The 13,997-nt window shown below is 67.7% G+C and carries 13 protein-coding genes; all 13 read right to left on the bottom strand.

Features of this window, described 5'->3' with window-relative positions:
- Window positions 1–104 precede the first annotated feature (104 nt).
- The 13 genes from J2X09_RS01350 to J2X09_RS01290 all read right to left on the bottom strand — a co-directional run bounded on the left by J2X09_RS01350 (window position 105) and on the right by J2X09_RS01290 (window position 13,993).
- Window positions 105–560 (bottom strand): RidA family protein, encoded by a 456-nt coding sequence (locus J2X09_RS01350; protein WP_204731554.1) that lies wholly within the window; start codon window positions 558–560, stop codon window positions 105–107.
- A gap of 43 nt (window positions 561–603) precedes the next feature.
- Window positions 604–1,953: an FAD-binding oxidoreductase gene (locus J2X09_RS01345; RefSeq protein WP_204731553.1), complete on the bottom strand. Its 1,350-nt coding sequence runs from the start codon at window positions 1,951–1,953 to the stop codon at window positions 604–606.
- A gap of 16 nt (window positions 1,954–1,969) precedes the next feature.
- A complete protein-coding gene (locus tag J2X09_RS01340) occupies window positions 1,970–2,782 on the bottom strand; it encodes an ABC transporter permease (protein WP_204731552.1) in 813 nt (270 codons plus the stop codon).
- Entirely contained in the window at window positions 2,779–3,588 is an 810-nt protein-coding gene (locus J2X09_RS01335; protein ID WP_204731551.1) for an ABC transporter ATP-binding protein, read from the bottom strand. Before J2X09_RS01335 ends, J2X09_RS01340 begins: the two co-directional genes overlap by 4 nt.
- A 93-nt stretch (window positions 3,589–3,681) precedes the next feature.
- Window positions 3,682–4,674 carry an ABC transporter substrate-binding protein gene (locus J2X09_RS01330; protein WP_204731550.1) on the bottom strand — a complete coding sequence of 331 codons (993 nt, stop codon included), beginning with the start codon at window positions 4,672–4,674 and terminating at the stop codon, window positions 3,682–3,684.
- A 67-nt stretch (window positions 4,675–4,741) separates the two neighbouring features.
- Complete coding sequence (locus tag J2X09_RS01325; protein ID WP_204731549.1) at window positions 4,742–5,599, bottom strand: creatininase family protein; 858 nt, start codon at window positions 5,597–5,599, stop codon at window positions 4,742–4,744.
- A 21-nt stretch (window positions 5,600–5,620) separates the two neighbouring features.
- Window positions 5,621–6,880, bottom strand: coding sequence for an amidohydrolase family protein (locus tag J2X09_RS01320; protein WP_204731548.1), 1,260 nt, complete (start codon window positions 6,878–6,880; stop codon window positions 5,621–5,623).
- Between the two features lie 8 nt (window positions 6,881–6,888).
- A complete protein-coding gene (locus J2X09_RS01315) occupies window positions 6,889–7,914 on the bottom strand; it encodes a PDR/VanB family oxidoreductase (protein WP_204731547.1) in 1,026 nt (341 codons plus the stop codon).
- A 149-nt stretch (window positions 7,915–8,063) separates the two neighbouring features.
- Window positions 8,064–8,747, bottom strand: coding sequence for a TetR family transcriptional regulator C-terminal domain-containing protein (locus tag J2X09_RS01310; protein WP_204731546.1), 684 nt, complete (start codon window positions 8,745–8,747; stop codon window positions 8,064–8,066).
- 109 nt (window positions 8,748–8,856) lie between these two features.
- Complete coding sequence (locus J2X09_RS01305) at window positions 8,857–9,258, bottom strand: RidA family protein (protein ID WP_204731545.1); 402 nt, start codon at window positions 9,256–9,258, stop codon at window positions 8,857–8,859.
- 163 nt (window positions 9,259–9,421) lie between these two features.
- Window positions 9,422–10,420 (bottom strand): Bug family tripartite tricarboxylate transporter substrate binding protein, encoded by a 999-nt coding sequence (locus J2X09_RS01300; RefSeq protein ID WP_204731544.1) that lies wholly within the window; start codon window positions 10,418–10,420, stop codon window positions 9,422–9,424.
- A gap of 13 nt (window positions 10,421–10,433) precedes the next feature.
- Window positions 10,434–12,035 carry a hydantoinase B/oxoprolinase family protein gene (locus J2X09_RS01295; RefSeq protein ID WP_204731543.1) on the bottom strand — a complete coding sequence of 534 codons (1,602 nt, stop codon included), beginning with the start codon at window positions 12,033–12,035 and terminating at the stop codon, window positions 10,434–10,436.
- Window positions 12,032–13,993: a hydantoinase/oxoprolinase family protein gene (locus tag J2X09_RS01290; RefSeq protein WP_204731542.1), complete on the bottom strand. Its 1,962-nt coding sequence runs from the start codon at window positions 13,991–13,993 to the stop codon at window positions 12,032–12,034. Before J2X09_RS01290 ends, J2X09_RS01295 begins: the two co-directional genes overlap by 4 nt.
- Window positions 13,994–13,997 lie beyond the last annotated feature (4 nt).

The following is a 13,997-nucleotide window of genomic DNA, read 5'->3' as shown; positions in this document are numbered from 1 at the left end:
GGCATCCAGGGTCCGGCTCTGCCGGCCCGAGATGCCGTCCCCCCTCGAAGCGCCGAAGGCGCGCCACGGAGGGGGGAAGCCGCGTCAGCGGCGCAGGGGGTTGTTCACTTCCTCAAGTACATCGTCGCTTCCACCTCGACGAGCACATCGTCGCCGGGCAGGAAGCGCGAGACCTCGACCACCGTGCTCACCGGCGGCTCGCCGGGAAAGAACAGGCCGCGCACGCGGTTGTACTGCGCGTAGTGCGACAGCTGGCGGAAGTACTGCACCAGCTTGACCACGTCGGACATCTCGCCGCCGTGTTCCTTGGCAAGCTGCCGGATGCGGTCCAGCACGAACCAGCTCTGCGCCACGATCGGGGCTTCAAACACGTCCACCGACATCTGGCCCGTGACGTAGCCCAGCTTGCGCAGAGGGGCCAGCGCCTTGGTGGGAATGTCCTCGTAGCTGGTGACGGTCCGGCGCGCGCCCGGATCGACGGCCACGACGCCGCTCATGAACACGAAATCGCCAACGCGCCTGGCGGCGGCGTAGTGAGCCATGGGTGTGCCGGTGCTCATGGATGGTTCTCCGCGGTGAAGGGATGGATGGGAATGTGTGCGTTCAGCCGGGCAGGCCCCAGGCGCGCATCTTTCCGGGGTTCAGCAGACCGGCTGGATCGAAGCGCTTCTTCATGTCGATGACGTTCTGCGGGAGATCGCCACCGACCTTGCCTTCTTCGATGATGAAGGTGTGCGGGTTGTTCACGCGAATGCCGTTGTCGCGGAAGATCTGGATGATCTCGTTGAGCCGTTCCTCGGTCGTGAAACGCACGAGTGGCAGCGAGGTGCAGGTGGTGAACCCGTCCATGCTGCGCAGGAATTCCACGTGCATCAGCACCTCGTCGCCGAACAGCTCGCGGATGCGGCGCACCTGGTCCAGGTGCTTGCCCGGGGTGAAGGTGGTCTGTAAATAGGTCAGGCCCTTGTCCACCTTGAGCGCATTGAGCGTCGTGTGGTTCCAGCAATACTCGATCAGGGTGTGGTGCCCGGCCTTCGCCTCGACCGCTGTGCGGCGGTAGGTGACCTGACCGCCGTGTGCCGCGACGACCTGCAAGGCCGCGGCTTCCGAGAACTCGGCCACCAGCACCAGCGCCGCATGACAGCCCTTGGGCAGGTGCTCGGCGAGGGAGGTCATGTAGGCCGGAACCGGGTCGACCAGCAGGGCGATGTTCTTCTTCACAATGCCGGGGGCGTGGGCCAGCGCGTTGCCGAAGTCGAGCGCGCGGTCGGCATCGCCGAAGGTGACGATCATCTCCAGCCAGGGGTGCGCCGGCGCGAGCGCCATCTCCACCTCCAGCACGATGCCGTTGGTGCCCCAGAGGTGGTGCAGCAAGAGAGCTTCGGGGCCCCGCAGCTCAACCACCTGGGGGTCGGCTTCGACGCTCATGGCTCGGATGCCGAGGATGTTGCCTGCTGCCCCAATGGGGCCATAGTTGATCGAGCCCGCACCGCCGAAACCGCCGCTGAACAGGCCGCCGAGCGAGGCGCTGCGGAAGGTGGACGGGATGCAGCGCAGTTCCCAGCCCATCGGGCGCGATGCGTTGTCGAACTCGGCCAGTCGGATGCCGGCCTGCGCACGGCCCACGCCAGGGCGTGACCACAGAAACTGGTTGTAGCCGCTCATGTCCAGAATCACCCCGCCGTGCAGCGGGGTCGACTGGCCATAGTTGCCGGTGCCGCTGCCCCGCAGGGTGAGCGGAATGCGATGGCGCGCGCAGGCCGAGGCGACCTGGCGGACTTCTTCCTCTGTGCGCGGCTTGACGACGATGTCACCACGCTTGCCCAGCAGTTGCCGCTTGAGCACGGGGCTGAACCAGGAGAAGTCCTGCGAAAGGCGGCCGATCTTGAGCGGATCGGTGATCCAGTCCAGGTCGGGCAATTCTTGCTGCAGGGATTCAATCGGAGAGGTCATGTGGATGTTTTCCGTGTCAGTCTTGTGCGATTTCGCTGGCGTGCCAGGAGCCCAGCGAGAGCTTGGTGAGCCAGGCCATGAGCACGAACAGGAAGACGCCGGCCAGCGAGATCAGCAGCAGCGCGGCGAACATGCGCGGGATGTCGAGCTGGTAGCCGGCCATGAGGATCTGGTAGGCCAGGCCCGCATTGGTGCCCCCGGTGCCGGCCACGAACTCGGCGACCACGGCACCGATCAGCGCCAGGCCCGAGGAGATGCGCAGGCCACCGAAGAAGTAGGGCAGTGCGCTGGGAATGCGCAGGCGCCAGAGCATCTGGCCGCGCGTGGCGCGGTTCATCTTGAAGTAGCTCTGCAGGTCGGGGTCGATGCTGCGCAGGCCGAGCGTGGTGTTCGAGATGATCGGGAACAGCGCAACCAGCGCCGCGCACACCACCAGCGAGGCCGTGGGCTGCTTGACCCAGATGATGATCAGCGGCGCGATGGCCACGATGGGTGTGACCTGCAGCAGCACCGCGTAGGGGAACAGTGCGGTCTCGATCAGGCGGCTCTGCACGAACAGGAACGAGATCAGCACGCCGATCACAACGGCCACCACGAAGGACAGCACGGTGATCTTCATGGTGATCATCAGCGAACCGAACAGCGTGGCCCAGTCGTTGATCAGCGTCTTCATCATCAACTCGGGCGAGGGGATGAGATAGGGCGGCAGTTCGAGCCCGACCACCAGCGCCTGCCAGAGCGACACCAGGGCAATGGCGACCACCGCCGGGTAGAGCACGCGTTGCACGCGCGGCTGTTTCAGAAAGGGGGTGTTGACCGGCGTGTTCATGCGCGGGCCTCCTCGGTGGTGTCGCGGCTGGCGCGCAGCAGGCTGTCCTGCAGCCGTTTGGCGTAGTGGCTGAATTCGGTGGAGACCATGAAATCGGGTGTGCGGGGATACGGCTGGTCGATGGCGAACTCCTCCACGATGCGGCCCGGGCGCGCGGCCATCATCACCACACGGCTGGAGAGGAACACGGATTCGTGGATCGAGTGCGTGACGAAGACGACCGTGAGGTTCTTCTTCTGCCAGAGCTCGAGCAGGTCGGCGTCGAGCTTGTGGCGGGTGATCTCGTCGAGCGCGCCGAAGGGCTCATCCATCAGCAGCAGGGTGGGCTCCACCACCAGGCCGCGCGCGATCGACACGCGCATCTGCATGCCACCGGAGAGCGCACGCGGTAGTGCCTTCGCGAACCTGGACAGGCCGACCAGTGCGAGCGCGTCGGCCACGCGGGCATCGGCTTCGGCACGGGGCACGCCGGCCAGGTCGAGCGGCAGGCGCACGTTGGTCTGCACCGTGGCCCAGGGCATGAGCGTGGGCGCCTGGAACACGAAGGCCAGACGGTGCCCGGACTTGTCCAGCTGGTTCACCCCTTGCCCCCACAGATTCAGGCGCCCGCTGGTGGGTTCCAGCAGGCCGGCCACCATCTTGAGCAGGGTGCTCTTGCCGCAGCCGGACGGGCCGAGCAACGTGACGAATTCGCCTTCGCGCACGGTAAGGTCCACCGGTTGCAGGGCGACGGTGCCGTTGGGGTAGGTTTTCTGGACGCCGCGGATCTCGATGGCCGCGGGGGCTGACGGTTGGTCGGTCTTCATGTGGGGTCGTGGAGTGGGGGCTGGGCGGGCCGGTGCGGGTGATGGCCCGCACCGGTGCGCGTGGCGTGCGCCGCCAGGGCGCACGGTGGCCGGTCAGGGCAGGACCTTGACGTCCTTGATGATGTCGAGGCGGTAGGCCTGGTCGATGTTGACCTTGGCCGGATCGATCATCTGGGCGTCGACCAGGAAGGCCTGGGTCTTCAGCAGGCGCTCGCGCGTCATGGTGCCGATGCCCTGCTTCGCTGCATCGCCGCTGGTGATGATCCCCATCTCCTTGAGCTTGCCGATGCCGTACGCCAGCTGGTCGTCGGTCATGTTCGGGTTGTCCTTCTTGATCAGCGCGTTGGCGGGTGCCGGATCGGCCAGATAACTCTTGTAGCCCTCGGCAGTGGCTTTCACGAACGCGGCCACGGTCTTCTCGCGCTCCTTCACCGTCTTCTCCATGCAGGAGATGAGGTTAGCGTAGGGCGGGTAGCCCTGGTCGGCGAGCAGGAAGGTGTTGGCCTTCACACCGGCCTTCTGGATGGCGAACGGTTCGGACGAGAGGAAGCCCATCTGCACGATGTTCTTGTCGGCGACGAAGGGCTGGATGTTGTAGGTATAGGGCCGGGCCTGTGCGTCGGTGTAGCCGTACTTGCCCTTGAGCCAGGACCACATGCCGCGTATCGCGGTGGGCGCGATCAGGATGGTCTTGCCCTTCATGTCCTCGAAGGACTTCACGTCTTCATGGGCGATCAGAACCTGAGGATCCTTCTGGAAGATGGCGGCCACGTTCACGATGGGCAGGCCGTTGCCGCGCGCCACCATCATCTGCGTGTCGGTTGCGCCCATGATGCAGTCGGCCTGCCCGGCGGCCATGATCTGGATGATGTTGACCTGCGGGCCACCCATCTTGATCGTCACGTCCAGGCCGGCCTTCTGGTAGATGCCTTGCGCCACGGCCTGGTAGTAGCCACCGTGCTCGGCCTGCGCGTACCAGTTGGTCATGAAGGTGAACTTTTCCTGTGCCTGGGCGGCGGTCAGGGTGAGCACGCCGAGGGCGGTGGCGCCGAGGGCGCGGCGCAGTGGATGGCGGGAGGAGGACATGGCAGGCCTTTCTGTCGAAGGGTGGGGTGGGTCGGGGGAGGGCAGTGGGGGAAAACGGGATCGGTGATCAGTCCAGCGTCTGCTGGATGTGGCCGGTGTGGTGGCCACGTTCCCAGGTCGGTTCCTCGCGGACGACCCAGCGCATGGTGTAGAGCTCGGTGATGGCCTGGACCCAGCTGTCGGCCAGGCTGTCGAGAATGGCTTCGCCCTGTTCGCGCGTGGCTTCGGTGGGGTCGCCGATCACGCCGCTGGGGCCGAAGTCGCGTGCCACCCAGGCGCACGCGGGGCGGCCGTCGGCCGAGAGCGTCTTGCTCGGGAACGGAGGCGGGAAGTACGCGGCGGCGCGCTCCATGTGCACGGTGTCGGGCGCCAGCGCGAGCATCAGCGCGGTTTCCGAATGGCCGGCGTGCATCGAGAGCTTGCGCTCCTGGTCACTGATGAACTTGCCCGACACATTGGGCACGCGGGAGACGCCATAGGGCACCACGACGAAGTCGCCATGGCGCAGACGCAGCTCGCGCGCGGCCATCTCCAGCACCTGCGGCTGGCCCCCATGGCCGTTGGCGAACACCAGCTTGCGAAAGCCTGAGCGGTAGACCGACTCGCCCAGCTCGATCATGGTCGAAAGCAGGGTGGTGCCGGTCAGCGTCATGGTGCCGGCGAAGTGCAGGTGTTCCTCGGACTTGCCGTAGGTGATGGGCGGCAGACCGAAGGCACGGATCTCGGCGGGCAACCGCTCGAAGGCCTTGCCGATCACGCCGGCGGCGATCACTGTGTCCACCGAGCACGGCAGGTGCGGGCCGTGCTGCTCCGTGGCACCCACCGGGAGCACGATGACGGTGTTCTCACGGTCGGGCAGCGCGGTGATCTCCGTCCAGGCCAGGTAAGGCAGGAAGCGGTGGGGCGGGAAGTAGCCATGCAGCATGGGCGGTCCTTGTGGGGTCGATCAATGGGAAATGGGGCGGCCGTTGCGCAGCACCACGCGGTTGGCGCTGCGCGAGGGCCAGGCGTGCGCATCGGTGGACGTGAAGGCCACGAGGTCGGCCGGCGCACCGTCGAGCGAGGTCATGGCCTGGGGCTCGCGCTGCAGCCATCCGGCGCGGCACAGCGTGTCGGACCAGGCGTCGAAAGGAGCATCGAGCTGGCCGGCCAGCGCCGCGGCCTGCATGGCTTCCAGCGGGTCCAGGCTGCCGGCGCGGCAGAACGGGTCTTGCACGTTATCGCTCGCGAACAGCAGGGGTATGCCGCGTTCGCGGGCCTCCTTCACCAGCGTGAGGCCGCGCTGGCGCGGCGTGCGGCCGGTGACCGCGTCCTGCAGCAGCAGGTTGGTGATGGGCAGTGACACCAGCGTGATCGGCGCGCGGGCGACCGCGTCGAGCGTGGCCATGGCCTGCGCCTGCGGCTGGGCGGCGAGGGCGCAGTTGTGGCCGCAGACGACGCGGCCCTGGAAGCCCGTGCTCTGCAGCAGCTCGGCCGTGAAGGCCAGGCCTTGCGCATCGGGGTTGAGCTCTTCGTCGACGTGCAGGTCCAGGTCCAGGTCGAGCTCCTGCGCGGCGAGCACGAGGTGCCGCAGGGCCGCGGGGTCCCAGTTGCTGGAGTGCACGAACCCGCCCAGCAGCGTGCGTGCGCCAGTGGAGGCCACGCGGCGAGCGAGTGCCCTTGCGTCGTCGAGCCGGGCGAACAGCGCGAGCTTGATCAGCGCGACCTGTTCCACGCGGATGCGGCCACGCCATTCGGCGGCCAGCTCGGCCATCACGTTCCAGGCCAGGGGTGGGTTTTGCGGGTCCCACCAGTCGATGTGGGTGCGCAGGTGCGTGGTGCCGGCTTCCCAGGCCAGCTGCAGACCACGCTCGGCGCGCTTGCGCAGGTCGGCGTGCGTCCAGTTCGCGCGGTCGCCGATGACCGCGTCGATGGCCCCGAGCAGGCCGGGCTTCACCGCGCCGATGCGCGGCAGGATGAAGGCTTTGTCCAGGTGGGTGTGTGCGTCGACCAGGCCGGGCAGCACCAGCGCACCCCGGGCGTCCCAGCCCGTGCCGGTGGCCAGGGTCCGGGCCTCTATCGGCACGGTGCGTCGCACCTTTCCGTGGGCAAGTTCGATGAGGGCCAGCGCCGGACCTTCGTGGCCTGGAGGCCAGTCCGGTGGCAGCAGCCAGCGGGGCAGTCGCGCGTTCGCGATGAAGTCGGGGGCGGCGGGCAACTGTGGCATGGTGGTGCTCAGAGGTCCAGCGTCAGCGTGGGCGAATGGCTGCGCGCGCAGCAGACCGCGACGTGCGTGGCGCGCTCGGCCTCTGTCATGCAGGTGTCCTGGTGGTCCGGCGTGCCGCTGAGGTAGGGCGTGAGGCAGGAGCCGCAGATGCCTTGCTCGCACACCGTGTCCACCGCGACGCCAGCACCCTGTAGAACCTGGGCGATGCTTTTGCCAGCGGGAACCTGTAGCCGTTGCTGCCGGCGCGCGAGCACGACCTCGAAGACGTCTGCCTCGCTCCTGGCGGAGGCTGCGTCTGCTTTCACCGGTGCGCTGAAATACTCGAAGTGCACGCGCTCGGCAGGCCAGGCCTGGCAGGCGTTGCGCACGTGGGTCATGAAGCCCTCGGGGCCGCAGAAGTAGGCGTGCGAGCCGGCCGGGGCATTGGCCACCAGGGTGGCGGGGCTCGTCGGCGAGGGCACGTCGTCGAAGTGCACCTGCACGTTGCCGCGCCACGGTGCCTGGTCGAGCACGCGGCTCAGGGCCAGGTGCCGTGCGCTGCGCGCGAACACCGCAAGCGTGAACGGGGCGCCGAGTGCGTGCAGCGCATGCGCCATTGAGACCAGCGGTGTCACGCCGATGCCTCCGCCCAGCAGCAGATGGTGGGGCGCGTCATGGGCCAGGCGGAAATGGTTGCGCGGCATGCCGATGCGCAGGATCTCGCCTTCGCGTACCCACATGTGCATCGCGCGTGAACCGCCACGGCCGCTGTCTTCACGCTTCACCGCGATCTCATACGCCTCGGTCGTCAGTGTCGGGTCACCGCACAGCGAGTAGCTGCGCACCAGTCCACCGGGCAGGTGGACGTCGACATGCGCACCCGCCTCGCAGGCGGGCAGCGGCAGGCCATCGATGCGCTGCAGCACATAGCTGTTGATTTCGTCCGTGTGTCGCACGACCCGGGTCACGCGAATGGTCAGGTCGCCCCGCGCGACGGGGCTGTTGGAGGCGTTGGGCTGCACCGACAAGTCGGTCGCCGTATTGATCGGGCTCAATTTCTGACCATTTAATTTGACTATTTGGTCAGTATAAGAAAAAAGAGGCCCGCATCGAGAGGAATAACCCGCAGATCGGGCGTCAAAAAACGATGTCCGTGTCGGTGGCACCACAGTGCCGGCAGGCCCGGTGCGCAGGGGCTCGGCGTTCAGGGCGGCAGGAGCCCGCAGCCGCGCAGCACGAACGGGATGAGGTCGCGCGCGACGGCCTCGCGGTCCAGCGGATCGGGGTCGCGCTCGGTGCCACAGATCTCGCGCACCTGCAGGGCGAAGTCGGCATGGTGTTGCGTCATCGCCCAGATGTGCATCAGCAGCAGGTGGGCGTTCATGGGGCGCATCAGGCCGCGGGCAATCCACCCGTTGATGATGCTCACCTCTTTCTGGATCCAGACGCGCGCATTGGGCCAGTAGCGTCCCAGGTTGTGGCCGCCGTCCAGGATCTCGCGCGTGAAGATGCGCGAGACGGTGGGTTGGTCGAAGGCGTGATCGAGCTTCTGGCGGATGTAGTGCGCCAGGATGTCCGCCGGCTCGGTGAGGCCGGGCGGCGCGAACTCGATCTTCCAGGCCATCATCACCGAGTCGAGCAGTTCGTTGTACAGCTCTTCCTTGCCGGTGATGTAGTAGTGCAGTTGCGGTTTGGTGAGGCCTGCTCGCTCCGCGATGGCCTGGGTGGAGGTGCCCTTGAGGCCGTGCAGGCTGAACTCTTCGATCGCTGCCTCGCGGATGGCGGACAGGATGCGCTGTCGGCTTTCCCTCACCGCGCGAGCGGGTCGCGCAGGCGTGGAACTGTCGGCGCGGGGCTTGGAGCGCGCCGGGGATCTGGCAGCTGTCATGGTCCGGGATAGCGCTGGCCGAAAGTGGCCGGGACGCGCTGAAAAGTGGGATTTCATGATAGCAGGCGCGCCATTCTGGTGCATGCCACCCACCACTTTTCATAGCAGCTCAACCCGGCCGGCGCAGGGCTATCGCTTCGATTTCCACCAGAACGGGTGCAATCAGTCCGGAGATCACGGTGGAGCGGGCTGGCGCCGTGGCCGCCGGAAAGCGCTGCGCATAGGCGTCGTTGAAACCGGGGTAGTCCCCAGCGTTGACCAGCCAGACCGTGGTCTTGACCACGTCGTCCAGGGTGCAGCCGGCGCGCTGCAGGATGCCCTCGATCAGATCGATGGTGTAGTGGGTCTGGCTCGCGATGTCGTCACCGGCCGGCAGGCCATTGCGCATGGGCACCTGCCCCGCCACGAAGACCAGCCGGTCGTCAGCGATCACGGCCGGCGAGATGGGTTGCACCTTGCCGGCCCGCTCCACCGGCGGGCCCACGTGGCGAATGTTGGGGTTGTGATTCATGTCAATTCTTCACCGGGCCGGCGTGCGGCCCGCAACGAGTGAAACGACGCCGCTGACCAGAGGCATCAAGGGTCCTGCTCTGCCGGCCCGAGATGCCGTCCCCCTCGAAGCGCCGAAGGCGCGCCACAGAAGGGGGGGGAGCCGCGCAGCGGCGCAGGGGGGGTCAGTCTGGCTTTGCGCCGGAGGCTTTCACGATGGCCGCCCACTTCTTCGTTTCCGATTCGATGAAGGCCTTGTACTCGGCCGCGCTGCTGCCGCCGAGCTTGAAGCCGCGCGAGACGAAGTACTCCTGGATGTCGGGGCTCGCGAGCGCGGTGTTCACATCCTTGTTGATCTTTTCAACGATGGCCGCGGGCGTGCCGGGGGGCGCGAACAGACCCTGCCACGACAGCGCCTCGAAGCCGGGGTAGCCGCTCTCGGCAACAGTGGGCACGTTGGGGAAGAGCGGGTGGCGTTCCTTCGAGGTCACGGCCAGCGGAATGAGTTTACCGCTCTGCACCTGCGGCATCACCACCAGGATGTCGCCGAACATGAGGTCGATCTGTCCGCCCATGAGGTCGGTGAGGGCGCCCGCGCTGCCACGGTAGGGGATGTGCAGGAACGACGCCTTGGTCGCGATCTTGAACATCTCGCCGGTGAGGTGCATCGACGTGCCACTGCCGGCCGAGCCGTAAGTGATGGAGGCGGGCTTCGCACGGGCGGCGGCCACGAGCTCCTGCAGGTTCTTGGCGGGCAGGGCCGGGTTCTTCACGATCATCAGCGGCGCGCTGACCACCGCGGTGACGGGGGTGAAGCCCTTGACCATGTCGTAAGGCAGGTTGGGGTACAGCGCGCCGGCGATGCCGTTGCTGCCGGTCACACCCATCAGCAGCGTGTGGCCGTCAGGTTCGGCCTTGGACACATGGTCCGCGCCTACCGTGCCGCCCGCACCCGCGCGGTTGTCAACGATGACGGTCTGCTTCCAGGTGACGGCGAGTTTCTCGCCCAGCTTGCGCGCGAGCAGATCGGTGCTGCCGCCGGGGGGGAACGGCACGACGATGCGGACCACCTTGCTGGGGTAGGCCTGCGCGGATGCGATCGATGGCGTGAGCGCCACGAGAGCGAGAAACGCCGCAAGGCCGAAAGCGCCGAGCGCGCGCGAGGTGAGAGGAATGCGGTTCATGGTGTGCGTGCTTTCAAGTGGGTTGATTCTCCGGTGCAGCGCGCGCATTCGCGGCTGTACCCCATGCGCCTCCTCCGGCCGTTTCTATGACGAGCCTGTCCCCGGCCGACCACTCGGCGCGAGCCCGTGCGGGCAACACGTCGATGCGGCCATCGGCCCTTTCGATGCGGGCGGCCGACGATGCGCCGTTGCCACCGCCCTGGCTGCCGCGTGCGCGGCTGACATGGCGTTCACCCCGGTAGGAGATGCTGCCCTGTCCTTCAAGCAATTCGTATACCCGTCGCACACCATGGCCGCCCTGGAAGCGGCCCGTGCCACCCGAGCCTTCGCGAATGGCGTAGGTGTTCACGCGCACGGGGGCTTCGGATTCGATCACCTCCACCGGCGTGTTGCGTGCGTTGCCCACGTCGGTGGAAATGCCGCTCGTGCCATCGGCCTGTGCGCTCGCCCCCGCACCACTGGCGATGATCTCGGTGAGCAGCCAGCGTGTGCCATTCGCGTGTGTGCCGCCCAGCGACAGCACCGTGGCGACGCCAGCATTGGACGCCAAGGGTTCTCGCGACGCGCCGAGCGACCACGCGCTGAGCATCGCGTTGCACGCCAGCTTCAATGTGGCGGTGCGTGCATTCACGGCGGCCGGCAATCGCGGGTTGACCACGCTGCCCTCGGGCAGTACCCAGGTCGCGGGGGCGAGGCAACCCGCGTTGTTCGGTGCCTGGGGCGCGAGCGAGCGCATGAAGAAAAGCAGGGCCGACATCATGCTGGAAGGCGATGCGTTCACCGGCCCACGCGTCTGCGCCGAGGAGCCGGTGAAGTCGATCGAGAGTGCATCGCCCCGCTTGTGCAGTTGCACCGCAATGCGCACGGGTGCATCGGTGATGCCATCGCCGTCGAGCTGGTCTTCCCATTGCCAGGAGCCATCGGGTACCTGGCGCAATGCCTCTCGCGTCATGCGTTCGGACTGGGCCAGCAGCGCATCGCAAACCGCTTCGAAGCTCGCACCGGTGCGTGCGCGCAGTGCCGCCGTTTCACTCGCACCCAGGCTCACGGCGGACCATTGCGCATTCAGATCGCCCAGCAGGTTGCCGGGTGTGCGGCTGTTGGCGGTGAGGAGGGTTTCGACATTGCGGTCGACCTCGCCAGCGGCGCGCCAGCGCACCGGTGGAATGCGCAGCCCTTCCTGGTGGATGTCGGTGGCGTTCGGCGGGATCGAACCGGGCGCCATGCCGCCCACGTCCTGGTGGTGCAGGATCGCGGCGGCCAGTGCGATGGTGCGGCCTTCGCTCACGATGGGACGCACCACGATCAGGTCGGGCAGGTGCGTGCCACCCGACCACGGGTCGTTCATCAGGTAGGCGTCGCCATCGGCCATCTGTTGCGCGGGGAAACGCTGCAACACGCCCGCGATGGCAGGGATCAGCGAACCCAGCAGCAGCGGCAGTGAACGCGCCTGCGCCAGCAGGCGGCCATCGGGCAGGAACACGGCGGCAGCGCAATCGCCACCTTCGCGCGCGATGGATGAGTAGGCCGCACGCATCATGCGGCTCTGCATGCGGTCCACGATGCCCTGAAGCGCCAGCCGCACGGGTTCCATGAGGATCAGGTGTTCGTTCACGCCCGCACCTCCTGCGCGCCGATGTGGCTCAGCAGCAGCGAACCGTCGGCCTCCTGCACCCATTGCCAGCCGGCCGGCACCCACACCGTGGTGGTGGCTGCGAACAGGGTCTGTGGCCCTTGTCCTTCGGGCGCGCAGCCAGCCCACAGGGCGGGGTCGGGCCGCAGGTGATGGGCGTCGATACCGGGTTGTGGCACGGCTTGTTCGAGCACGCCGCGCAGCAGGTTCACCACGGCGTCGCTCCGCGCCGGCATCTGGCCGCGCAGGGCTTCGTAACGCGCGGCAAACCGTGCCTGCAGCGTGGGCAGATCATCATCCGGCAGCCAGTCGACCTCCACCGGGCTGCCTTGTCCCTGGAGCAGGACTTCCACACTCCAGCGGACCGACTCGCCCTCGGGGGCGGTGGGGAACTCGTTGCGCATCGCCGTGAGCACGGTCATGCCGTCCGCCGCGAGCGGGAGCGCGCAGGCCTTCTCCACCGTGCGCGTGGGCATGGACGCCAGCAGACCCAGGGCCGCCACCACGCCCGCGTTGGCGATCACACGAACCCGTGCGACGCCAGCGAGTTCGGCCACCTCGGCCACGTGCTGTGCGCCGCCGCCGCCTGCAGCGACCAGCAGGCAGTCGGCGGGGTGGATGTCGCGCTGGAAGGCGCGCATCTTCACGCTCTCGGCCATGGCGGTGGCGGCCGTGGCCACGATGGCCTGGGCGGCATCGGCCACGGTGATGCCCAGGGGTTGTGCCACATCGCGCAACACGGCCGCTTCGGCGAGGCCACGGTCCAGCATGACGCCACCCGAGAGCCGGGGCGGCAGACGACCCAGCAGCAGCAGTGCGTCAGTCAGGGTCGCGTGGGTGCCGCCAAGTCCGTAGGCGGCGGGCCCGGGCCAGGCGCCTTGCGAGAGTGGTCCCAGGCGCAGGCCGCCGCCCGCGTTCACGGTGGCCAGGCTGCCACCGCCGATGGAGAGCGACTCCACGTCCGCACAACGCAGTCGCAGCGTGAGGTCGCCACAGAGCAGCGTGTCGGTGAAAAGCGGACGACCCGATTCGAGGATGCCGATGTCGGTGCTGGTGCCACCGACATCGATGGACATCACGACCTGCGCGGCGTCGCTCGCAGGCAGGCTGGCGGCCACGCCCTGCAGCGCCGCGCAGGGGCCCGACATGGCCAGACCGATCGGACGCGCCACCGCGTCCTGCCAGGGCGCGATGCCACCTTCGGAGCGCATCAGCGCGGGCGGGGGCAGGTGACGTTCGGCGAGCGCGGTGCCCAGCGTGTGCAGGTACTGCTGCACCATGGGTTTGCTGTAGGCGTCGAAGGCGGTGGCGAGAAAGCGTTCGAACTCGCGCGGCTTGGGGTCGACCTCGGAGGACAGCGACACCATCAGGCCTGGCTCGGCGGCGAGCAGCCAGGCACGTACCTGCTGCTCATGCACCGGGCGCAAGTGAGAAAACAGCAGGCAGACCGCCACGGATCGCACCCCGGCTTTGGCGATACCGCGCGCGAGCGCCGTGACCTGATCGCGGTCTGGCGCCTCGATCTCGTTGCCGTGGGCGTCCACGCGTCCCGCGATCTCGAAGCGCAGGTCGGCGGGAAACAGCCGGCGTTCTGGCGTGGGTGGGACCACGGCGGCAGAGTAGAGGTCACGGCGGTCCTGCCGTGCCAGCGCGAGGATGTCGCGCATCCCATTGTTGGTGAGCACGGCGATCGGGCCATCGGTCTGCTCCAGCAGGAGGTTGGTGACCACGGTGGAGCCGTGCACGATGCGCGCGACCTGCGACGCGGCGATGCCGGTCTCATCCAGCATGCGCTGCACCGCTTGCAGGATCGGCTGCACCAGGTGCCCCGCCTCACGCGGGTGCTTGAGGCTGCGCAACGCGCCGTCCGAGGAACAGGCCACCACGTCGATGAACGTGCCACCCATGTCGATGCCGATGGCCCAGCGAGGTCCGGTCATGCGC

The organism is Hydrogenophaga laconesensis (genome assembly GCF_031457235.1).
Taxonomy (GTDB): domain Bacteria; phylum Pseudomonadota; class Gammaproteobacteria; order Burkholderiales; family Burkholderiaceae_C; genus Hydrogenophaga; species Hydrogenophaga laconesensis.
Note: the sequence above shows the minus strand (reverse complement) of the source record. Positions and strands in the feature narration are given on the sequence as shown.